Raw genomic sequence first — 21561 nt, forward strand, 5'->3', positions numbered from 1 at the left:
ACCTGATCGCCGAGACATCTCCATGCCCATGTACGACTATCAATGTGCTTCCTGTGGTCATCAGTTGGAAGCCATTCAGAAGATCAGCGCAGCGCCGCTGGTCGATTGCCCCGCCTGCCAGGCGCCTGAGCTGAAGAAGATGTTGTCCATGCCGGGCTTCCGCCTGAGCGGCAGCGGCTGGTACGAGACCGACTTCAAGACCGGCTCGAAAAAGAACCTGGCGGGCGGCGACAAAGCAGACTGAGTTGAACTCTACGCGCAGGCTCCTGCATTATCCGTCCCCTGCTTTAATGTACGGTGACGAGGCGAGCCTCCACCGAATTTCGAATTACGAGAAGTGAAACCACTACCATGATGCGCAGCCACTATTGCGGCCAACTGAACGAGACCCTGGAAGGTCAGGAAATCACTCTTTGCGGATGGGTTCACCGTCGCCGCGACCACGGCGGGGTGATCTTCCTCGATATCCGTGATCGTGATGGTCTGGCCCAGGTGGTGTTTGACCCGGACCGCGCCGACAGCTTCGCCGCCGCCGACCGCGTGCGCAGCGAATACGTCGTGAAGATCACCGGCAAGGTGCGCCTGCGTCCGGAAGGCGCTGTGAACAAGAACATGGCGTCCGGCGGCATTGAAGTGCTGGGCTATGAGCTGGAAGTGCTGAACGAATCGGAAACTCCGCCGTTCCCACTCAACGAATACTCCGACGTCGGCGAAGAAACGCGCCTGCGCTACCGCTTTCTGGACCTGCGTCGTCCGGAAATGGCCGAGAAGCTGCGTCTGCGTTCGCGCATGACCACCAGCATCCGCCGCTTCCTCGACGAGAACGGCTTCCTTGACGTTGAAACGCCGATCCTGACCCGGGCCACCCCGGAAGGCGCGCGTGACTACCTGGTGCCTAGCCGTACCCACGCCGGTTCGTTCTTCGCCTTGCCGCAATCGCCGCAGTTGTTCAAGCAACTGCTGATGGTGGCCGGCTTCGACCGTTACTACCAGATCGCCAAGTGCTTCCGTGACGAAGACCTGCGCGCCGACCGCCAGCCTGAATTCACCCAGATCGACATCGAGACCAGCTTCCTCGATGAAAAAGAGATCATGGGCCTGACCGAACAAATGATCCGCAACCTGTTCAAGGAAGTGCTGGACCTGGAGTTCGGCGAATTCCCGCACATGACCTTCGAAGAAGCCATGCGCCGCTACGGTTCCGACAAGCCAGACCTGCGTAACCCGCTGGAACTGGTGGACGTGGCCGACCAACTCAAGGAAGTCGACTTCAAGGTGTTCAGCGGCCCGGCCAACGACCCTAAATGCCGCATCGCTGCCCTGCGTGTACCCGGTGGCGCGAGCATGCCGCGCAAGCAGATCGACGACTACACCAAGTTCGTTGGCATCTACGGTGCCAAGGGCCTGGCGTACATCAAGGTCAACGAGCGCGCCAACGGTGTTGAAGGTCTGCAATCGCCGATCGTTAAAAACATCCCGCTGGACAACCTCAACGCGATCCTTGATCGCGTGGGTGCCGTTGATGGCGACATCGTGTTCTTCGGCGCCGACAAGTCCAAGATCGTCAGCGAAGCCCTGGGCGCGCTGCGTATCAAGCTGGGCCACGACCTGGACCTGCTGACCTGCAAGTGGGCGCCGATGTGGGTGGTCGATTTCCCGATGTTCGAAGAGAACGACGATGGCAGCTTCAGCGCTTTGCACCACCCGTTCACCGCGCCAAAATGCACGCCTGCCGAGCTTGAAGCCAACCCGGCTGGCGCGCTGTCCCGTGCCTACGACATGGTTCTGAACGGTACTGAATTGGGAGGCGGTTCGATCCGTATCCACCGCAAGGAAATGCAGCAGTCGGTATTCCGCCTGTTGGGCATCAACGAAGCGGAACAGGAAGAGAAGTTCGGCTTCCTGCTCGACGCCCTGAAATACGGCGCGCCGCCCCACGGTGGCTTGGCTTTCGGCCTCGACCGTCTGGTGATGCTGATGACCGGCGCCCAGTCGATCCGTGAAGTGATCGCGTTCCCGAAAACCCAGAGTGCTGCGGACGTCATGACCCAGGCTCCGGGTGTGGTGGATGCCAAGGCACTGCGCGAACTGCACATTCGTCTGCGCGAGACGCCGAAGGCTGAGTAAGGCCGCTGCGTGAAAGCGCACTGAGGTTTACGCGGTCTAAAAAGGCGCATCTTCGGATGCGCCTTTGCGTTACACGAGGCACATCCCGTTTGGCGGGATTGATAAGGTTTCTACAGAATTTCGGAGTTGTGTTATGGCTGGCCATTCCAAGTGGGCGAACATCAAGCACCGCAAAGAGCGTCAGGATGCCAAGAAAGGCAAGATTTTCACCAAGTGGATTCGCGAACTGACTGTCGCTGCCCGCCAGGGTGGCGGTGACCCAGGCTCCAACCCGCGTCTGCGCCTGGCGCTGGACAAGGCCTTGGGCGCGAACATGAGCCGCGACATCATCGACCGCGCCGTGGCCCGTGGTGCCGGCGCCGCCGACACCGACGACATGGTCGAGTTGAGCTACGAAGGCTACGGCCCGGGCGGCGTGGCGGTGATGGTCGAGTGCATGACCGACAACCGCAACCGCACCGCAGCCGCTGTGCGCCACGCGTTCAGCAAGTGCGGTGGCAACCTGGGCACCGACGGTTCGGTGGCTTACCTGTTCGAGCGCAAGGGGCAGATTTCCTTCGCGCCGGGCGTGGATGAAGATGCCCTGATCGAGGCCGCCATGGAGGCGGACGCCGACGACGTGGTGACCAATGAAGACGGTTCCATCGACGTGTTTACCTCGTTTGCCGGCTTCTATGCGGTGCGTAACGCGCTGGAAGCTGCCGGATTCAAAGGCACCGACGCGGAAATCGTGATGCTGCCGACCACCAGCGCCGAGCTGGACCTGGACGGCGCGCAGAAAGTGCTGAAGATGCTGGATATGCTCGAAGACCTGGATGATGTGCAGAACGTTTATTCGAACGCCGACATCCCGGAAGAAGTAGCCGAGCAGCTAGGCTGAAGGATGATGAACCCCCCTGTGGGAGCTGGCTTGCCTGCGAAGGCATCACCTCGGTTTGCCTGCCATACCGAGGTGTCTGTATCGCAGGCAAGCCAGCTCCCACAGTTGTTTAATGTTGGCCGCAAGAACCGTGTTTTCCCCACTCTGCAGGCGTTATGACTTTAATCCTTGGTATCGACCCCGGCTCGCGCATCACCGGTTTTGGCGTGGTGCAACACACCCCGCGCGGCTGTGTTTACGTCGCGTCGGGCTGCATCCGCACCGGCGCGGGCGAGTTGGCCGAGCGCCTGCAGATTGTGTATCGCGGCGTGCGTGAAGTAATCCAGACCTACGGCCCGGTGACCATGGGCATCGAAAAGGTCTTCATGGCGAAAAACGCCGACTCCGCGCTGAAGCTTGGCCAGGCCCGTGGCGCTGCCATTGTTGCCGGTGCCGAAGAGGGCCTGGAGATCGCCGAATACACCGCAACCCAGGTCAAGCAGGCTGTGGTCGGCACCGGCGCGGCGAATAAAGAGCAGGTGCAGATGATGGTTATGCACATGCTCAAACTCACCTCAAAGCCGCAAATTGATGCTTCCGACGCCCTGGCCATTGCCATTTGCCATGCGCACACCCGCTCCAGCCTGCTACCGCACGGCCTTGGCACCGCACGCAGTCGTGGCGGGCGGCTGCGTCTCTGATAGCATCAGCGCAATCGTTATTTCCGGTCAGGCCTTGATCTGACCCCAAGCTTTAAGGATCGAACCGTGATTGGACGCTTGCGCGGCACCCTGGCTGAGAAACAGCCGCCGCACCTGATTCTGGATGTAAACGGGTTGGGGTATGAGCTGGAAGTGCCCATGACCACCCTGTATCGCCTGCCGTCGGTCGGCGAACCGATCACCTTGCACACCCATTTGGTGGTGCGCGAAGACGCGCAATTACTCTATGGTTTCATTGGCAAGCGGGACCGTGACTTCTTCCGCGAGCTGATTCGCCTCAACGGTGTAGGGCCGAAACTGGCGCTGGCGTTGATGTCGAGCCTGGAAGTGGATGAGCTGGTGCGCGCCGTTTCGGCCCAGGACACCTCGGCGTTGACCAAGGTGCCGGGTGTCGGCAAGAAGACCGCCGAGCGCCTGCTGGTAGAGCTCAAGGACCGTTTCAAGGCCTGGGAAGTGGTGCCGAGCATGTTTGCCCTGGTGCCGAACCAGCCGGACATGCCGGCGGGCCAAGTCGCCAGCGCCGAAAGCGATGCCGTCAGCGCGTTGATTTCCCTGGGCTACAAGCCCCAGGAAGCCAGCAAAGCGGTGTCGGCCATCAAGGACAAGAACCTGAGCAGCGAAGACATGATCCGCCGAGCCCTGAAGGGAATGATTTAAGTGATTGAAGCTGATCGTCTGATCGCGGCCACTGGCCCGCGCGACCGTGAAGAAGTCCAGGACCGGGCCATTCGCCCGCTGAGCCTGGCCGACTACATTGGCCAGCCCACCGTACGCGAGCAGATGGAATTGTTTATCCAGGCCGCACGCGGGCGCAGTGAATCCCTCGACCACACGCTGATCTTCGGCCCGCCGGGTTTGGGCAAGACCACGCTGGCCAACATCATCGCCCAGGAAATGGGCGTGTCGATCAAGTCCACCTCCGGCCCGGTGCTGGAGCGTCCAGGCGACTTGGCGGCGCTGCTGACCAACCTTGAGCCCCATGACGTGCTGTTTATCGACGAGATCCATCGGCTGTCGCCGATCGTCGAGGAAGTGCTGTACCCGGCCATGGAAGACTTCCAGCTCGACATCATGATCGGCGAAGGCCCGGCGGCCCGCTCGATCAAGCTCGACCTGCCACCGTTTACCCTGGTGGGCGCCACAACCCGCGCGGGCATGTTGACCAACCCGCTGCGAGACCGTTTCGGCATTGTTCAACGTCTGGAGTTCTATAGCACTGCCGACCTTGCGACCATCGTCAGCCGTTCGGCGGGCATTCTGGGGTTGCCGCTGGACCCGGAAGGCGCGTTTGAAATCGCCCGTCGTGCCCGTGGCACGCCACGGATCGCCAATCGCTTGCTGCGCCGTGTACGCGACTTCGCCGAGGTGCGCGCCAAAGGGCATATCACCAAGCCGGTGGCGGACCTGGCGTTGAACCTGCTGGATGTGGACGAGCACGGCTTTGACCACCAGGACAGGCGCCTGCTCTTGACCATGATCGAGAAGTTCGACGGTGGCCCGGTTGGCGTGGACAGCCTGGCAGCGGCGATCAGCGAAGAACGCCATACCATTGAGGATGTACTGGAGCCGTACCTGATCCAGCAGGGCTACATCATGCGTACGCCGAGAGGCCGAGTGGTGACGCGCCATGCCTATTTGCACTTTGGCTTAAATATTCCGTCACGATTGGGTGAGATGCCCGTGGTAGACGAATTTCTCGATGCAGTGGACGATTAAAAAGGTCACGCCAGTCGATTTATCTGAAGTTTGTGCTGTCCTAGTGGCTGGCGACGTCATTCAGTCGTTGGAAATGTGCTTCATCATGATCAACAGAATGAAAAAACAGTTGCCTGGCCGGATTGGCAACCTGAGGAGTAAGCACTAGAGTATGCGCGCGCAAAACGTGGATCAGCCGTTCGCACATCGCTGTCGCGTTTATTACGAGGACACCGATGCTGGCGGCATCGTGTATTACGTCAACTACCTCAAGTTCATGGAGCGGGCTCGAACCGAGCGGCTACGGGAGCTGGGCTTTGCCCAATCCCAGCTTGCGGGGGAAGACCTGTTGTTTGTCGTGCATTCCAGCGAGGCGCGTTACCACGCGCCGGCGCGGTTGGACGATGAGCTGCTGGTCAGCGCAGAAGTAATCGAATTGAACCGTGTCAGCCTGCGCTTTAAACAGCAGGTCAGGCGGGCAACGGATGCAACGCTGCTCTGTGAGGGGCAGTTTCTGGTGGCTTGTGTGCGCACCGATAGTTTGAAACCCCGGGCCATTCCCGAAGCTCTACGTGCGGCCTTTGCCGGCGTAAGCGGCGCGGGTAAACAATCAAAGCAGGAGATTTAGCGTGGAACCTACCGTCGTCGACCATTCCTCCATGTGGAGCCTGGTCAGCAATGCCAGTGTTGTGGTTCAACTGGTGATGCTGGTCCTGGTAGCCGCATCGGTTACCTCTTGGGTCATGATTTTTCAGCGCAGCAACCTGCTGCGTGCCGGTCGACGCGCCCTGGAGAGCTTTGAAGAGCGCTTCTGGTCGGGTATCGACCTGTCCAAGCTGTACCGTCAGGCCGGCAGCAACCCGGACCCGGATTCGGGCGTAGAGCAAATCTTCCGCGCCGGTTTCAAGGAATTCTCGCGCCTGCGCCAGCAACCGGGCGTTGACCCTGAAGCGGTCATGGAAGGCGTGGCCCGTGCCATGCGCGTCGCCATTTCCCGCGAAGAAGAAAAGCTTGAGCAAAGCTTGCCGTTCCTCGCCACCGTCGGTTCCGTCAGCCCGTACATCGGTCTGTTCGGTACCGTATGGGGCATCATGAACTCATTCCGCGGCCTGGCTCAGGCTCAACAAGCGACCCTGGCCACCGTGGCCCCGGGTATCGCCGAAGCCCTGATCGCCACCGCGATCGGCTTGTTCGCTGCTATCCCCGCAGTAATTGCCTACAACCGTTTTGCCGCTCGTGGCGAAACCTTGATCAGCCGTTACTACACCTTCGCCGATGAATTCCAGGCGATCCTGCACCGTAAAGTGCACACCAGCGAAGAATAAGCAGGTAATTCCCAATGGCTTTAATCGCTCGAGCTCGCAAAAAGCGCAAGCCGGTCGCCGAGATGAACGTAGTGCCTTACATCGACGTGATGCTGGTGCTGCTGGTTATCTTCATGGTGACCGCGCCGATGCTCAATCAGGGCGTGAAGGTTGATCTGCCCAAGGTTTCCAGCGAAGCCTTGCCGCAGGACAACAACACCCAGGTCCTGACCATTTCGATCAAGGCTGACAAGACCTATTACTGGAACCTTGGCAGCGAAGTCGACACTCAGAAACAGCAAGACAAGGCCATGACCTTGCCGCAGATGACCGATGCCGTGACCAAGATCATCCGGTCCGGTAATGAAGGCGGCAAGCACACGCAAGTGTTCATTCGCGGCGACAAAGTGGTCGACTATGGCTCCGTCATGGGCGCCATGGGCGGGCTGCAGAAAGCCGGCGTGGGTAACGTTGGCTTGATTACCGAGGCGCCCTGATGCAGCAACAGCGAGAGCCGTCCGCCTCGGAAAGCTTCTTCTGGCCTAGCGTCTGGGCAATTGCCCTGCACGTCCTGGTGTTTGGCATGCTGTTCGTCAGCTTTGCCATGACCCCGGACCTGCCGCCAGCCAAGCCGATCGTGCAGGCGACCCTGTATCAGCTGAAATCGAAAAGTCAGGCCACCACCCAGACCAATCAGAAGATTGCGGGTGAAGCCCAGAAGTCGGCTGCGCGCCAGACTGAAGTCGAACAGATGGAACAGAAGAAGGTCGAGCAGGAAGCGGTGAAGGCTGCTGCGGAACAAAAGAAAGAAGACGCGGCTCAAAAGGCCGAGGAATCGAAAAAGGCTGACGAAGCGAAGAAAGCTGAAGAGGCGAAAAAGGCTGATGAAGCCAAAAAAGCCGACAAGGCTGCCGAAGCCAAAAAAGCCGAAGAGAAACAATTGGCTGATATAGCCAAGAAGAAGTCTGAAGAAGAAGCCAAAAAAGCTGCCGAAGAAGAGGCCAAGAAAAAGGCCGCTGAAGACGCCAAGAAAAAGATAGTCGAAGACGCGAAGAAGAAAGCCGCCGAAGACGCCAAGAAAAAATCCGAAGCAGACGAGGCGAAGAAGAAAGTCGCCGACGACGCGAAGAAGAAAGCTGCCGCCGATGCCTCCAAGAAAAAGGCTCAGGAAGCAGCGCGCAAATCCGCCGAAGAGAAAAAGGCCCAGGCCCTGGCAGACTTGCTTTCCGACACGCCTCAGCGTCAGCAGGCCTTGGCCGATGAACGTGGTGATGAAGTCGCGGGCAGTTTCGACGACCTGATTCGGGCACGGGCAGCAGAAGGCTGGACACGTCCACCTTCGGCTCGCAAAGGTATGACAGTAGTGCTGCAGATCGGCATGTTGCCGGACGGTACGGTGACTTCGGTCGGCGTGGCCAAGTCCAGTGGTGACGGTTCGTTCGACAGTTCGGCGGTTGCCGCGGTCAAGAACATTGGCCGGTTGACCGAGATGCAGGGAATGAAACCAAGCGACTTCGCTCCCTATCGTTCATTCAAGATGACATTCACACCTGAGGATCTAGCCTTGTGAGAAACCTTCTTCGAGGAATGCTTGTCGTTATTTGCTGTATGGCAGGCATAGCGGCGGCGGATGAAAAGAACATCCTGGTTACCAGCGGTAGCGATCGGGCCACCCCGATCGCTGTAGTACCGTTCGGCTGGCAGGGCGGCAGCGTGCTGCCGGATGACATGGCCCAGATCGTCAGCGACGACCTGCGCAACTCCGGTTACTACGCGCCGATTCCAAAAGGCAACATGATCAGCCAGCCCAACCAGGCCAGCGAAGTTGTGTTCCGTGACTGGAAAGCCGTTGGCGCGCAGTACCTGATGGTCGGCAACATCACGCCGGCCGGCGGTCGCCTGCAGATCCAGTACACGTTGTTCAACGTGGCCACCGAGCAGCAGGTCTTGACCGGCAGCGTATCGGGCACCGCCGAACAACTGCGGGACATGGCCCACTACATCTCGGACCAGTCGTTTGAAAAGCTTACCGGTATCAAGGGTGCTTTCTCGACGCGTCTGCTGTATGTCACGGCTGAACGTTTCTCCGTCGACAACACGCGCTACACCTTGCAGCGTTCGGATTACGACGGCGCACGTGCAGTGACCCTGCTGCAGTCGCGTGAGCCAATCCTGTCGCCGCGCTTTGCGCCAGACGGCAAGCGTATTGCCTACGTGTCGTTCGAACAGCGTCGCCCACGTATCTTCGTCCAGCACATCGATACGGGCCGTCGTGAGCAGATCACCAACTTTGAAGGGCTGAACGGTGCACCTGCATGGTCGCCGGATGGTTCGCGCCTGGCGTTCGTGCTGTCGAAAGACGGCAACCCGGACATCTACGTGATGAACATGGCTTCGCGCCAGATCAGCCGAGTGACCAGCGGCCCGGGCATCAACACCGAACCGTTCTGGGGTAAGGATGGTTCGACCATCTACTTCACCTCCGACCGCGGCGGCAAGCCACAAATTTATAAAACGAGCGTGGGCGGTGGGGGCGCGGAACGTGTGACCTTTATCGGTAACTACAACGCCAACCCTAAGCTTTCGGCTGATGAAAAGACGTTGGTGATGATTCACCGTCAGGATGGTTTCACTAATTTCCGGGTTGCGGCCCAGGATTTGCAGCGTGGAACGGTAAAAATCCTCACAGATACCAACCTTGATGAGTCAGCTACTGTTGCACCCAACGGCACCATGGTAATCTACGCCACCCGCCAGCAGGGCCGGGGAGTCTTGATGCTCGTGTCCATTAATGGACGCGTAAGGCTCCCGCTTCCTACCGCACAAGGCGAAGTCAGAGAACCATCCTGGTCCCCTTACCTGAACTGACGCGGCGCTACAAAAAGAATTGCTTAACACACTGGGGTTCATTAGGAGTTTCACGATGGAAATGCTGAAGTTTGGTAAGTTTGCTGCTCTGGCTCTGGCTTTGTCCGTAGCCGTTGGTTGCTCGTCTAAAGGCGGCGACAATGCCGGTGAAGGCGCAGCTGTTGATCCAAACGCTGGTTACGGCGCTAACACTGGTGCAGTTGACGGCTCCCTGAGCGAAGAAGCTGCTCTGCGCGCTATCACCACTTTCTACTTCGAATACGACAGTTCGGACCTGAAGCCAGAAGCCATGCGCGCTCTGGACGTTCACGCCAAGGACCTGAAAGCTAACGGCGCTCGCGTTGTTCTGGAAGGTAACACTGACGAACGTGGTACTCGCGAGTACAACATGGCACTGGGCGAGCGTCGTGCGAAAGCCGTTCAACGCTACCTGGTACTGCAAGGTGTTGCTCCAGGCCAACTGGAACTGGTTTCCTACGGTAAAGAGCGTCCAGTTGCTACTGGCCATGACGAGCAGTCCTGGGCTCAAAACCGTCGCGTCGAACTGCGTAAGTAATTCGTCATGCGAACGTGCCGTCGTGCTCTAACTGTATTGGCTCTCAGCCTCGCACCGCTTGCGGTGTGGGCTGCGGTTCCTGTGGAAGATAGCAACTCTGGCTATAACAATAGCGGGAGCAGCTATCCGCCAGCAGGTTATGGCACGAACGGCGCCTATGCTGGGGGGCCGGCGACTGCCGCCCCCTCGGCACAGGGCGAACTGTTCAACCAGCTGCAACGCATGCAGGATCAATTGGCGCAGCAACAAGGCACCATTGAGATTTTGCAGAACCAAGTGAACCAGCTGAAGCAAGAAGGCCTGGAGCGTTACCAGGATCTTGACCGACGTATTGGAGCCGGCGTTTCACCTGCCGCCACTCCTGATAATTCTTCTGCCGGTGGCGCGCCTGTTGCGGCCGCCGGTGGTGCAGCAGCAGGGGCCACGGCTGCCAGCCAAGCCCCTGCCGCGAGCAGCGAACCGGGTGATCCGGCGAAGGAAAAGCTGTATTACGATGCAGCCTTCGACCTGATCAAAGCCAAGGATTTCGATAAGGCCAGCCAGGCCTTTACCGCCTTCCTGCGCAAGTACCCGAACAGCCAGTACGCGGGCAACGCCCAATACTGGTTGGGCGAGGTCAACCTGGCCAAGGGTGATCTGCAAGGCGCTGGCCAGGCATTTGCCAAGGTCAGCCAGCTTTACCCGAAGCACGCCAAGGTGCCTGATTCGCTGTACAAACTCGCTGACGTAGAACGCCGACTGGGTCATACCGACAAGGTCAAAGGCATTCTGCAGCAGGTGGTTGCCCAATACCCGGGTACCTCCGCTGCCCAGTTGGCCCAGCGGGATCTGCAGCGCTTGTAAGCGCGGCACTCCCGTTTAGAAGAAACCCGCGCCTGGCGCGGGTTTTTTCGTTAGAATCCACGCCCTTTTATGAAACACGCTTTTTGCGGTCTACGCGTTGGCGGGATCGCTTTAAGTGCCTGACGGAGGCGGACAGCCTGTTTAGCTGTTACGCCCGTGGCGATTATGCAAGACACATTACGCATCACCGAAGTTTTTTACTCGTTACAGGGTGAAACGCGCACCGCTGGCCTGCCCACCGTATTTGTACGGCTGACCGGCTGCCCGTTGCGTTGCCAATACTGTGACAGCGCCTACGCCTTCAGTGGCGGCACCGTGCGCACCCTCGATGACATCCTTGAGCAGGTTGCCGGCTTCAAGCCGCGCTATGTCTGTGTCACCGGTGGCGAGCCGCTGGCCCAACCGAATGCCATCCCGTTGCTCAAGCAGCTGTGTGACGCCGGTTACGAAGTCTCCCTGGAAACCAGTGGCGCCCTGGATATCTCGGCGGTAGACCCGCGTGTAAGCCGTGTGGTCGACCTCAAGACGCCGGGCTCCAAGGAAGCGCACCGCAATCTGTACGAGAACATGGACCTGCTGACGCTCAACGATCAGGTCAAGTTCGTGATCTGTTCGCGCGACGACTACGACTGGGCAGCTTCCAAGCTGATCCAGTACGGCCTCGACCGTCGCGCCGGCGAGGTGCTGTTCTCTCCAAGCCATCACGACCTGAACGCCCGTGACCTCGCCGACTGGGTGGTGGCCGACAACCTGCCGGTGCGCCTGCAATTGCAGCTGCACAAATACCTGTGGAATGACGAGCCGGGGCGCTGAGATGAGTGATCAAAAGCGCGCAGTCATCCTGCTCTCCGGCGGCCTCGACTCCGCCACGCTGGTGGCCATGGTCCGTGCCGAAGGCTACCGCTGCTACACCATGAGCTTCGACTACGGCCAGCGTCACCGCGCTGAACTGGACGCCGCCGCCCGCGTGGCTCGTGACCTGGGCGTGGTCGAACACAAGGTGGTCGGCCTCAACCTCAATGGCATCGGCGGATCGGCCCTCACCGACAGCAGCATCGACGTACCCGAGGCTCCCAGCGAAGGCATCCCGCTGACCTACGTGCCAGCACGCAACACCGTATTCCTGTCCCTGGCCCTCGGTTGGGCCGAAGTACTGAATGCCCGCGACATCTTCATCGGCGTCAACGCACTGGACTACAACGGCTACCCGGACTGTCGCCCCGAGTACATCGAATCTTTCGAGCGCATGGCCAACCTGGCGACCAAGGCGGGCGTAGAGGGGCAGGGCTTCCGTATCCGGGCGCCGCTGCAGAACATGAGCAAAGCCGACATCGTGAAGGCAGGTGTAGGACTAGGCGTCGATTATGCGCAGACAGTTTCCTGCTACCAGGCAGACGATTCCGGCCGTGCATGTGGGAAATGCGACGCCTGCCGACTGCGCGCCGAAGGCTTCAAAAACGCCGCAATTGCGGACCCAACGCGTTATTTCTGATTTATTTCAAATAAGGTGTTGAATAATCCTTAGAAATCAGTATTATACGCGCCACCACACAGCGGGTCGTTAGCTCAGTTGGTAGAGCAGTTGGCTTTTAACCAATTGGTCGTAGGTTCGAATCCCACACGACCCACCATATTTGGCGGTTTAGAAAATCCGGAAGGCCCACGCAAGTGAGGATTTCCGGGTTTTTTTTTGCCTTGTGAAAAAGCCGCCTGCAACAGGCGGCCCGTGGCCTGGCATGAGGCGCGCTCAGCCAAACCGGCCTGTGATGTAATCTTCCGTCTGCTTCATCTTCGGCGCGGTAAAGATCTGGTCCGTCTTGCCATGCTCAATCAATTCCCCCATGAACATGAACGCGGTGCTGTCCGACACCCGCGCGGCTTGCTGCATGTTGTGAGTCACGATGATCACGGTGTAATGCGTTTTCAGCTCGGTGATCAATTGCTCGATGCGCCCGGTCGAGATGGGGTCGAGCGCCGAGGTCGGTTCGTCCAGCAGTAACACCTGTGGCCGCAGCGCAATGGTGCGCGCAATGCACAACCGCTGCTGCTGGCCGCCGGAAAGGCTTTGAGCGCTCTGGTTGAGTTTGTCTTTCACCTCGTCCCACAACGCGCCGCCGCGCAGCGCTTGCTCGACGCGGTCGTTCATTTCACGGCGCGAGAGTTTTTCGTGGTGGCGCACGGCGTAGGCGATGTTGTCGTAGATCGACATCGGAAACGGCACCGGCTTCTGGAACACCATGCCAACGTGGCTGCGCAGGCGGTTCATCGAATAGCCGGGGGCGAGGATGTTTTCGCCGTTGAGCAGCACTTCGCCACGCGCTTCCTGCTTGGGGTACATCGAGTAGATGCGGTTGAACACGCGCAGCAGCGTGGACTTGCCGCAGCCCGAGGGGCCGATGATCGCGGTGATGCGTTTTTCCGGGATATCAATGTCGATGGACTTCAGGGAGCGTTGGTTGTTGTAGAAGAACTCCAACCCGCGCACACGAATTTTGGTTTTTTCGAGCTCAATGCCAGTGGCGTCCATCAGTGAGACCTATTGCGTAAAAGGATCAGGCGAGATGCCAGGCTAAGTAGCAGCACGAACAGTGTCAGGACCAGCGCGCCGGCCCAGGCGAGGGCGTGCCAGTCGTCGAACGGGCTCATGGCGTACTGGAAAATAACCACGGGGACGCTGGCGATCGGCTTGAGCAGGTTGCTGCTCCAGAACTGGTTGCCGAACGCGGTAAACAGCAGGGGCGCGGTCTCCCCGGTGATGCGGGCCAGGGCAAGCAGGATGCCGGTGACCACGCCGGCCTTTGCGGCTCGCAGCACAACCTGCAGCGTCAGCTTCCATTGCGGTACACCGAGGGCCAGTGCGGCTTCGCGCATGGTCGAGGGTTGCAACTGAAGCATTTCATCGGTAGTGCGCACCACCACCGGAATCACCAGCAAGGCCAGGGCCAGCGCACCGGCAATCGCAGAAAACCCCACCTGATGATTCGTCAGCTGGTTCAGCGGCAGGATCACGGCGGTGTACACGAACAAACCCAGCACAATCGACGGCGCGGAGAGCAGGATGTCGTTGATGAAACGCACCGTAGTACCCAGGCGCGAATGCCGTGCGAATTCTGCCAGCCAGATGCCAGCCATTAATCCGATGGGCGTACCGATCAGCAAGGCGATGCCAGACATCAGCGCGCTGCCATAAAACGCGTTCGCCAGCCCGCCTTCGGTGCCGGGCGGCGGGGTCATCTGGGTGAACAGGCGCAGGTTGAGCGCCTGAAAGCCGTTGATGATGGTCGTCAGCAGAATCCACGCCAGCCACAGCAAACCAAAGGCTGTGGCGCCGCAACTGAGGAACATCGCCACGCCATTTTTAAGCGCGCGTTTACGATAAAGACGTTCGTTGGCGTTCATAGGCCTTCCTTGCGGGACAGGCGCATCAGCAGTAGCCGCGCGAGTGCCAGCACCACAAACGTCACGATAAACAGCAGAAAGCCCAGGGCGATCAGCGCCGAGCGATGCAAGTCGGTGTAGGCCTCGCTGAATTCGTTGGCGATGACCGACGCGATCGAACTGCTCGGCATCAGCAGCGACGAGGAGAACTGTTGGGCATTGCCCAGCACGAAGGTCACCGCCATGGTCTCGCCCAGGGCACGGCCCAGGCCGAGAAAGATGCCGCCGACCACCGCCGAGCGGGTGTACGGCAAGACGATGTCCCACACCACTTCCCACGTAGTGCTGCCCAGTGCGTAGGCCGATTCTTTCAACTGCGTGGGCACACTGCGAAACACCTCATGCATCACCGAGGTGATAAACGGCATGATCATCACCGCCAGTACAATGCCGGCGGTCAGCATGCCGATCCCCAGCGGCGGGCCCTGGAACAGCGAGCCGACAAAGGGCAGGGCGCCGAGGTAGTCATTGATGTAGGGCGACAGGTACTCGGCCATAAACGGCCCGAATACAAACAAACCCCACATGCCGTAGATGATCGAGGGAATACCGGCGAGCAATTCGATGGCGGACGCGACCGGCATTTTCAACCACGGCGGCGCGACTTCCGTGAGAAAAATCGCGATACCAAAACTGACTGGCACGGCGATCAGCAACGCCAGAAATGACGTCACAAGGGTGCCGTAGATCGGCACCACAGCGCCAAAGTGGTTGTTGACCGCATCCCACTCGGTGCTGGTGATAAAGCCGAAGCCGAAGGTCCTGAATGCCAGGCTGCCGCCCCACAGCGTCGAAGCCGCGATGCTGGCGAGCAACAGCAGCACCAGCATGGCAGCCCCGAACATCGAGCGCTTGAACCACAGATCGTGGCGTTGATCGCGGGCGGCGCGCGTGTCGCTGCGGGTGTCGCTCGCGTGAGTAGTCATAGCCAGCGGTTGCACGGTGTCGTTCATATCAGATGTGCTCACCGCCTTCCTCGATCACCGGGGAAGGCGGTCGTAGGGCGAATCAGTGAGTGAAGTCAGACTTCCAGTAACCTTCGATTCGCGTCACCAGGGAGTCCGGCAGGGCTACGTAGTCCAGCGCGGCAGCCTGTTGCTGGCCTTTTTCCAGTGACCACTTGAAGAAGCTGAACGCCGCCTGGCTTTGCTCGGCATTCTTTGGCTGCTTGTACATGATGATCCAGGTGGTCGCCGTGATCGGCCATGCGCCTTCGCCTGGCGCGTTTGTCATGATCAGGTTGAAGTCTTTGGCGCTGGCCCAGTCGGCGGTGTCAGCGGCCGCCTGGAAGGCCTTGGCGTTAGGCGAGACGAACTTGCCTGACGCGTTCTTCAGTTGGGTGTAGGTCATTTTGTTCTGCAGCGCGTAGGCGTATTCCACAAAGCCGATGGAGTTCTTGATCTGCTTCACGTAGGCCGAAACACCTTCGTTGCCTTTGCCGCCCACACCCACTGGCCACGGCACGGTGGTGCCGAAACCGATTTTGGTTTTCCAACTGTCACTGACCTTGGCCAGGTAGTTGGTGAAGTTGTACGAAGTACCCGAGCCATCCGAGCGGTGCACCACGGTGATGTTCGCCACCGGCAGGTTCAGGCCCGGGTTGAGGGCGGCGATGGCCGGGTCGTTCCAGGCCTTGATGTCGCCGAGGAAGATCTTCGCCAGCACGTCGCCGTCGAGTTTCAGCTGGCCAGCAGTCACGCCTTCGACGTTCATCACCGGCACGATGCCGCCGATCACGCTGGGGAACTGGCCCAGGCCGCCGGCTTTGAGGTCTTCGGCCGACAGCGGCGCGTCAGAGGCGCCGAAGTCGACGGTGGCCGCCTTGATCTGGGCAATACCGCCACCCGAGCCGATCGACTGATAGTTGATACGGTCGCTGGAGTTCTTGCTGTAGTCCTGCGACCACTTGGACAGCACCGGGTAGACAAAGCTGGAGCCTGCACCGGTGACGTCGGTGGCGTGGGCCACGCCGCTCAGGCACAGGGCGGTCAACAAAACAGACAGACTTTTTTTGCTCGGCAACATCACGACAACACCTCAAGGGAAGGGCTAAGTGGAAGGGTCCACCTGTCTAAGACGTGACGATTTAATTCCTGATATATGTCTGTTTCATGACGATTTGGCTTTATGAAGAAACATTTAGAAATGTTTGCCGGTGATGGCCGACGCCTATTTATCCCGCTGGCGTTTCTTCTTTATCGATGAAGTACTGACAAACACAAGGCGCTGAAACTGACAGGTCTCTGTATCTGAAACTCACCGGTCATAATAAGGTTAAAAAGTCATAATGAATAACAACCAGGCCGGCAAAGTCGTTGAAATACATGAGTTTGTCGGACAACCCACTGAATGAAAAACTCTTCATAATCGCCTCGCTCGATCGTTGGTAGCTTCCTCATCGCTGCCCAATAATTCGAGTCCTAATAATGAATAACAAAACTCTGAAAGGCGCCTTGGCGCTCTCTATTTCGCTCGCCTCCACACCGCTGTTCGCCGGTGGTTTTGCCCTCAACGAACAAAGCATCAGTTCGATGGGGACAGGCTACGCCGGTCGCTCATCCTCGGCCGACGACGCCAGCACGGTGTTCGGCAACCCGGCGGGTATGTCCCGCCTCAAGCACAATGAAGTGAGCATCGGGGCGACCTACCTCGACGCTAAAACAACTATCAAGGACGCCAGCTCTTCCCAGGGCGGCGTCGACAACCCCGGCACCAACAAGGGCGACATGGTCCCCGGCATTGCCGTGCCGATGGGTTATCTGGTCACGCCAATCGACGAGCACTGGGCGTTTGGCCTGGGCATTTATGCGCCGTTCGGCCTGGTGACGGACTATGAACACAGCTTCCAGGGCAATGGTTTTGGCAACAAGAGCAAGGTGCAGGTCACAACCGTGCAGCCGACCGTCAGCTATGCCTTCAACGACAAAGTCTCGGTAGGTTTCGGCCCGACGTTCAACAAGATCAATGGCGAGCTCGACTCCAAAGTCCCGGCGTTCGGCCTGGGCACGGAAGCCGTCAAGATCAAGGGTGACGACACCGCGATGGGCTTCAATGCCGGTGTTCTGGTGCAGGCCCTGGACAGTACCCGCGTCGGCGTCACTTACCATTCGCAAGTGGTCTATCACCTGAGCGGTCATACCGACGCCTCGGGCGTGCTGTCCGACATTCTGGACGGCGGGCCGCAAAAATATGACGCCAAGCTGAACCTCACCACCCCGTCTTCCGTGGACTTCTCGGTCACTCACCAGTTGACCGATGCCCTGACTCTCTACGTGGGCAGCACCTACACCCGCTGGAGCCAGTTGAAGAAAATCACGGTGAACAACAGCGGCGTGTCCGACCTTGCCGCTGAGCTGGCAGGCCTTGGCTCCATTACCGAGGAACAGCACTGGCACGATACCTGGTCCCACGCTATCGGCTTGTCGTATCAGCTCAACAAGCAATTAGTGCTTCGTACGGGCTTCTCCGTGGACCAGACGCCGACCAACAATACCGATCGTTCCGTGCGTATTCCCACGGGCGACCGCACCGTGTTCAGCCTCGGTGCCGGCTGGACGCCTGTGGATAACCTGACCTTTGACGTGGCCTATTCCTACTTGAAGGAAGAGCCGATCAAGGTTCGCGACAACAACCCTCAACTGGCGCTGACCTACGACGCCAAATATGAAAACAGCGCCAATGGGTTTGGTGGTTCGGTGACTTACCGCTTCTGATCCCACGTAATACGGCAAAGAGCCAGATTTTTGGCATGGCTCTTTGCTAGTGGATTTGGCCTGAGCGCTGTTAATCCCGGCATGTCTTGGTTAGATTGAAGGCTACTCGGCTTTTAAGACACGGACTGTCATGAATACGCTAACGCCTGTTATCGCGACCAACCCCCTCATCCTTCGCCCTGCCGCGACCACGCCTGTGGCAACGCTTGCGAACCCACTTGATGTATTACCGGTAAGGCCGTCTTCCGTGGTCAGCCTCGGCAACCCGCTGGCCGATGCCGTCGATGTCTACACGCGAAACGGTCTGTTGCCCGGCCAGGAAACTGTGCGCGCCTGGGAGAGCAACAGCCAGGACACGGTCACGCAATTGATGAACACCCGCTTCAACTCGACTTCCACCGCCAATCGCTACAGCGGCCTGGGCTCGGCGTTGATGGATCAATTCAGCAAAAGCGGCGGGGCGGGCATCTCCCAATCGGTGCTCAACACCACGGCGGACCGCGCCGGGGACGCAGGCGCGATCAAAGCTGATCAAGCATTCCTGCACAGCCAAGCCGATAACCAGGTCAGTTTGAGCATCAAGACCGCCAGCGGTAAAACCGTCACCTTCACCTTGTCCAGCCAGAAAGACGGCTTGGGCGTGCAGGCCACGGTTGAAGGTGGCGACTTGAGCGCCGAAGAACTCAAGGCCGTCGGCCAATTGGGAGCTGCGTTCCAGGCCTCGGTCGATGGCTTGATGGCGGTGCCGCCGAAACTCGACCTGGGCAAATTGACCCAGTTCGATGCCAACGTGCTGACGTCGGTCGACCTTAACGCCAAGGTAACCGCTCAGGGCGGTGAAGACCTGACTCTGGCGTTCTACGCCGACAGCCAGAGCCGCACCACGCGCATGAGTGGCCCGGCTGGCGAAGTGAACCTGGCGGTGGACCTGAAAAATACTGCGATTCTTGGCGATGCCAAGCAGCAAGCCAAGGCGCTGAACGCCTACCTTGCCCAGTTCGACCGCGCGCAGCAGCGCGGCAGTGCGAATGCAGACCTGATGACGATGTTCAAGGACGCGTTCAGCGCAATGAACAGCAACTATCCGCAAACGGCGGTGCCGGATGCCTTGAGTCGCAGCCCCACTGACAAAGGCCTGCTCACCGGGTTGGCGGACTTCAAGGCGTCCATCAAGCAGGTCGCTGATGCTACCAACGCGATGCGTCCGTCGGAAGTCGACAGCTTCTCCTACAATGTGTCGCAGAACACCCAGGTCAACGGCCGCAGCAACGCTGATCGCAGTGTCACCCAGCACCAGCAATCGACGCTGTCGGCGAGCTTTCACAAAGGCCTCGACGGCGGCAAACCACCGGTGCTGGACGGCAACCGTGAATCGCAGAATTACCTGTATGTGCAGGTGCAGGACAAGGCCAGCAGCACCGCGAGTTTTGCGTATAAAGATGGTCAGTTGGCGAGTGCGTCCGTCACACAATCGGCGTCGCAGAACACCCGCACGCAAAAGTATGTAATGGCCCAGTTGGTGGAAGACACCGCGGTGCCAAAGGAAGGCTCGTCCAAACGCGACTACCTGGCGCTGCTTGAGCATGCGGCTCAGGCGAGCAAAAACGCCAGGGATACGCGGGAGCAGTCCGCCCTGGCGGATATGCATGACTCGATTCTGTTGCAGGATGACCCCAACGCCTTGATACGCTGACGCCCTGCGTTACAAAAACGGGAATGCCCACTGTCTGGCATTCCCGTTTTTTTGCCCGGCGCAGGCGACGCCAGATTAGGCTTTTGAATCGATTCGATATTCTGTAGCCTTGCGCAGCTTCACCCGTGCTTGATGAACACAATCACTTCGTCCGGCGGCGCCCGAAGGGCTCCAGAGCCGGTGGTACACTCGACTTTCGCGCAACTGCGCCTGCAGGTCTTGCGAACATGACGCACATTTCCGAACGCCTTCTGGTTCAAGCCCACCTCGACGCCAAGCAGCCCAAGGCGCTCAGTGCCGACGAAGAGGCGAACCTGCGTGCCGCCATCGCTGCCGAGCTTAAAGCTCAGGATGCGGTGCTGGTCGCCCACTTCTATTGTGACCCGGTGATTCAGGCCCTGGCCGAAGAAACCGGTGGCTGTGTCTCCGACTCTCTGGAAATGGCGCGCTTCGGCGCCGCCCACCCGGCCAAGACCGTATTGGTCGCCGGTGTGCGTTTCATGGGCGAGACGGCCAAAATTCTTACGCCTGAAAAACGCATCCTCATGCCCACCCTGGAAGCCACGTGCTCGCTGGACCTTGGGTGCCCGGTGGAGGAGTTTTCGGCGTTTTGCGATCAGCATCCCGAGCGCACGGTGGTGGTCTACGCCAACACCTCGGCGGCGGTCAAAGCCCGGGCGGACTGGGTGGTGACGTCCAGCTGCGCGCTGGAGATCGTTGAAAGCCTGATGGACAACGGCGAGACGATTATCTGGGGGCCGGACAAGCACCTGGGCACTTACATTCAGCGCCAGACCGGTGCGGATATGTTGTTGTGGGACGGTGCGTGCATTGTGCATGAGGAGTTCAAGTCCAAGCAGCTTGAGGACATGAAAGCGCTGTACCCGGACGCCGCAATTCTGGTGCACCCGGAATCGCCGACGGCGGTGATCGAACTGGCGGATGCGGTGGGGTCGACCAGCCAGTTGATTGCGGCGGCGCAGCGGTTGCCGAACAAGACATTTATCGTGGCGACTGACCGGGGCATCTTTTACAAGATGCAGCAGTTGTGTCCGGATAAGGTGTTTGTTGAGGCGCCTACGGCGGGTAACGGCGCGGCGTGCCGTAGTTGTGCGCATTGTCCGTGGATGGCGATGAATACGCTGGAGCGTACGTTGCAGTGTTTGCGTGAGGGGAGTAATGAGATTTTTGTTGAACCGTCGGTGATTCCGCATGCGGTTCGGCCGTTGAAGCGGATGTTGGATTTTACTCAGGCTGCGCGGTTGAGGTTGGCTGGGAATGCTTGATCTGGCGGTTGGTGGTTGGTTGGGTACATATCCGCTATTTGGGTAACGGCTGAAATCGGTTCCGCTCTTACAGCGGGTCACTTTTTGAAGAGCGCAAAGAGTAACCCAAAACGCTCCGCCCCCATCACGGCTAACCCGGCGTCTGAGATCAAAATCAAAAGCCAGATCAAAAGCAAGAGCACGGCGGCCTGAGAGCCGACCTGAGTGGTTGGATCAAAAGCAGATTGTGTGGGAACTGGCTTTTCTGTGGGAGCTGGCTTGCCTGCGATGGCATCAACTCGGTTTGCCTGATGTACCGAGGTGTCTGCATCGCAGGCAAGCCAGCTCCCACAGAGAAGCTCAACAGTGTGTGGAGGTATTGAAGTTGTACTCGGTCAGAAGTGTGGGAGCGGGCTTGCTCGCGAAGGCGGTGGGTCAGTTGATGGATTTGGTGGCTGACACACCGCCTTCGCGAGCA

The 21561-nt window shown here is 59.1% G+C and carries 22 protein-coding genes and 1 tRNA gene; 19 read left to right on the forward strand and 4 right to left on the reverse strand.

Annotated features, from left to right (window positions below):
* Positions 1-22: 22 nt before the first annotated feature.
* The 16 genes from ACP7A2_RS12490 (at position 23) to ACP7A2_RS12565 (ending at position 12605) form a co-directional block, all read left to right on the forward strand.
* On the forward strand, positions 23-244 hold the full coding sequence (locus tag ACP7A2_RS12490) for an FmdB family zinc ribbon protein (RefSeq protein WP_010208103.1): 222 nt from the start codon (positions 23-25) through the stop codon (positions 242-244).
* A gap of 107 nt (positions 245-351) precedes the next feature.
* Positions 352-2127 carry an aspartate--tRNA ligase gene (aspS, locus tag ACP7A2_RS12495; RefSeq protein WP_426134444.1) on the forward strand — a complete coding sequence of 592 codons (1776 nt, stop codon included), beginning with the start codon at positions 352-354 and terminating at the stop codon, positions 2125-2127.
* 133 nt (positions 2128-2260) lie between these two features.
* Positions 2261-3007, forward strand: coding sequence for a YebC/PmpR family DNA-binding transcriptional regulator (locus tag ACP7A2_RS12500; RefSeq protein ID WP_375070910.1), 747 nt, complete (start codon positions 2261-2263; stop codon positions 3005-3007).
* 155 nt (positions 3008-3162) lie between these two features.
* Positions 3163-3687: a crossover junction endodeoxyribonuclease RuvC gene (gene ruvC / locus ACP7A2_RS12505; protein WP_099585503.1), complete on the forward strand. Its 525-nt coding sequence runs from the start codon at positions 3163-3165 to the stop codon at positions 3685-3687.
* Between the two features lie 66 nt (positions 3688-3753).
* On the forward strand, positions 3754-4365 hold the full coding sequence (gene ruvA, locus ACP7A2_RS12510) for a Holliday junction branch migration protein RuvA (RefSeq protein WP_003175802.1): 612 nt from the start codon (positions 3754-3756) through the stop codon (positions 4363-4365).
* On the forward strand, positions 4366-5424 hold the full coding sequence (ruvB, locus tag ACP7A2_RS12515) for a Holliday junction branch migration DNA helicase RuvB (RefSeq protein ID WP_348059521.1): 1059 nt from the start codon (positions 4366-4368) through the stop codon (positions 5422-5424).
* A 151-nt stretch (positions 5425-5575) separates the two neighbouring features.
* Positions 5576-6031, forward strand: coding sequence for a tol-pal system-associated acyl-CoA thioesterase (ybgC, locus tag ACP7A2_RS12520; RefSeq protein ID WP_375070911.1), 456 nt, complete (start codon positions 5576-5578; stop codon positions 6029-6031).
* 1 nt (position 6032) lies between these two features.
* Positions 6033-6728, forward strand: coding sequence for a protein TolQ (gene tolQ, locus ACP7A2_RS12525; RefSeq protein WP_003209819.1), 696 nt, complete (start codon positions 6033-6035; stop codon positions 6726-6728).
* 23 nt (positions 6729-6751) lie between these two features.
* Positions 6752-7204, forward strand: a complete 453-nt coding sequence (tolR, locus tag ACP7A2_RS12530) for a protein TolR (protein ID WP_161630238.1) — start codon at positions 6752-6754, stop codon at positions 7202-7204.
* Positions 7204-8277: a cell envelope integrity protein TolA gene (gene tolA, locus ACP7A2_RS12535; RefSeq protein ID WP_426134446.1), complete on the forward strand. Its 1074-nt coding sequence runs from the start codon at positions 7204-7206 to the stop codon at positions 8275-8277. Before tolR ends, tolA begins: the two co-directional genes overlap by 1 nt.
* A 17-nt stretch (positions 8278-8294) precedes the next feature.
* Positions 8295-9575 (forward strand): Tol-Pal system beta propeller repeat protein TolB, encoded by a 1281-nt coding sequence (gene tolB, locus ACP7A2_RS12540; RefSeq protein WP_152745290.1) that lies wholly within the window; start codon positions 8295-8297, stop codon positions 9573-9575.
* Positions 9576-9630: 55 nt separating this feature from the next.
* Positions 9631-10131 (forward strand): peptidoglycan-associated lipoprotein Pal, encoded by a 501-nt coding sequence (pal, locus tag ACP7A2_RS12545; protein ID WP_003209827.1) that lies wholly within the window; start codon positions 9631-9633, stop codon positions 10129-10131.
* Between the two features lie 6 nt (positions 10132-10137).
* Positions 10138-10974, forward strand: a complete 837-nt coding sequence (gene ybgF, locus ACP7A2_RS12550) for a tol-pal system protein YbgF (protein ID WP_426134447.1) — start codon at positions 10138-10140, stop codon at positions 10972-10974.
* A 165-nt stretch (positions 10975-11139) separates the two neighbouring features.
* Positions 11140-11787 (forward strand): 7-carboxy-7-deazaguanine synthase QueE, encoded by a 648-nt coding sequence (gene queE / locus ACP7A2_RS12555; RefSeq protein WP_426134448.1) that lies wholly within the window; start codon positions 11140-11142, stop codon positions 11785-11787.
* Position 11788: 1 nt separating this feature from the next.
* The gene (gene queC / locus ACP7A2_RS12560) at positions 11789-12466 is read left to right on the forward strand and encodes a 7-cyano-7-deazaguanine synthase QueC (protein WP_426134449.1); all 678 of its coding nucleotides are present in this window, start codon (positions 11789-11791) and stop codon (positions 12464-12466) included.
* A gap of 63 nt (positions 12467-12529) precedes the next feature.
* Positions 12530-12605: transfer RNA gene (locus ACP7A2_RS12565), tRNA-Lys, on the forward strand.
* Positions 12606-12721: 116 nt separating this feature from the next.
* Here ACP7A2_RS12565 and pstB read toward each other — a convergent pair.
* From pstB to pstS, 4 genes are all read right to left on the reverse strand, one after another.
* Positions 12722-13501 (reverse strand): phosphate ABC transporter ATP-binding protein PstB, encoded by a 780-nt coding sequence (gene pstB, locus ACP7A2_RS12570; RefSeq protein WP_426134450.1) that lies wholly within the window; start codon positions 13499-13501, stop codon positions 12722-12724.
* Positions 13501-14373, reverse strand: coding sequence for a phosphate ABC transporter permease PstA (pstA, locus tag ACP7A2_RS12575; protein WP_426134451.1), 873 nt, complete (start codon positions 14371-14373; stop codon positions 13501-13503). Before pstA ends, pstB begins: the two co-directional genes overlap by 1 nt.
* Positions 14370-15338 (reverse strand): phosphate ABC transporter permease subunit PstC, encoded by a 969-nt coding sequence (gene pstC, locus ACP7A2_RS12580; protein ID WP_426134460.1) that lies wholly within the window; start codon positions 15336-15338, stop codon positions 14370-14372. Before pstC ends, pstA begins: the two co-directional genes overlap by 4 nt.
* An 82-nt stretch (positions 15339-15420) precedes the next feature.
* Positions 15421-16437, reverse strand: a complete 1017-nt coding sequence (gene pstS / locus ACP7A2_RS12585; protein WP_426134452.1) for a phosphate ABC transporter substrate-binding protein PstS — start codon at positions 16435-16437, stop codon at positions 15421-15423.
* Between the two features lie 401 nt (positions 16438-16838).
* Between pstS and ACP7A2_RS12590 the strand changes: the two genes are divergently transcribed.
* The 3 genes from ACP7A2_RS12590 (at position 16839) to nadA (ending at position 21104) form a co-directional block, all read left to right on the forward strand.
* Complete coding sequence (locus tag ACP7A2_RS12590) at positions 16839-18125, forward strand: OmpP1/FadL family transporter (protein ID WP_426134453.1); 1287 nt, start codon at positions 16839-16841, stop codon at positions 18123-18125.
* 130 nt (positions 18126-18255) lie between these two features.
* Complete coding sequence (locus ACP7A2_RS12595) at positions 18256-19818, forward strand: lactate dehydrogenase (protein ID WP_426134454.1); 1563 nt, start codon at positions 18256-18258, stop codon at positions 19816-19818.
* A 227-nt stretch (positions 19819-20045) separates the two neighbouring features.
* The gene (nadA, locus tag ACP7A2_RS12600) at positions 20046-21104 is read left to right on the forward strand and encodes a quinolinate synthase NadA (RefSeq protein WP_348061187.1); all 1059 of its coding nucleotides are present in this window, start codon (positions 20046-20048) and stop codon (positions 21102-21104) included.
* Positions 21105-21561 lie beyond the last annotated feature (457 nt).

Source organism: Pseudomonas sp. PWP3-1b2, assembly GCF_049896045.1.
Taxonomy (GTDB): Bacteria; Pseudomonadota; Gammaproteobacteria; order Pseudomonadales; family Pseudomonadaceae; genus Aquipseudomonas; species Aquipseudomonas antarctica_B.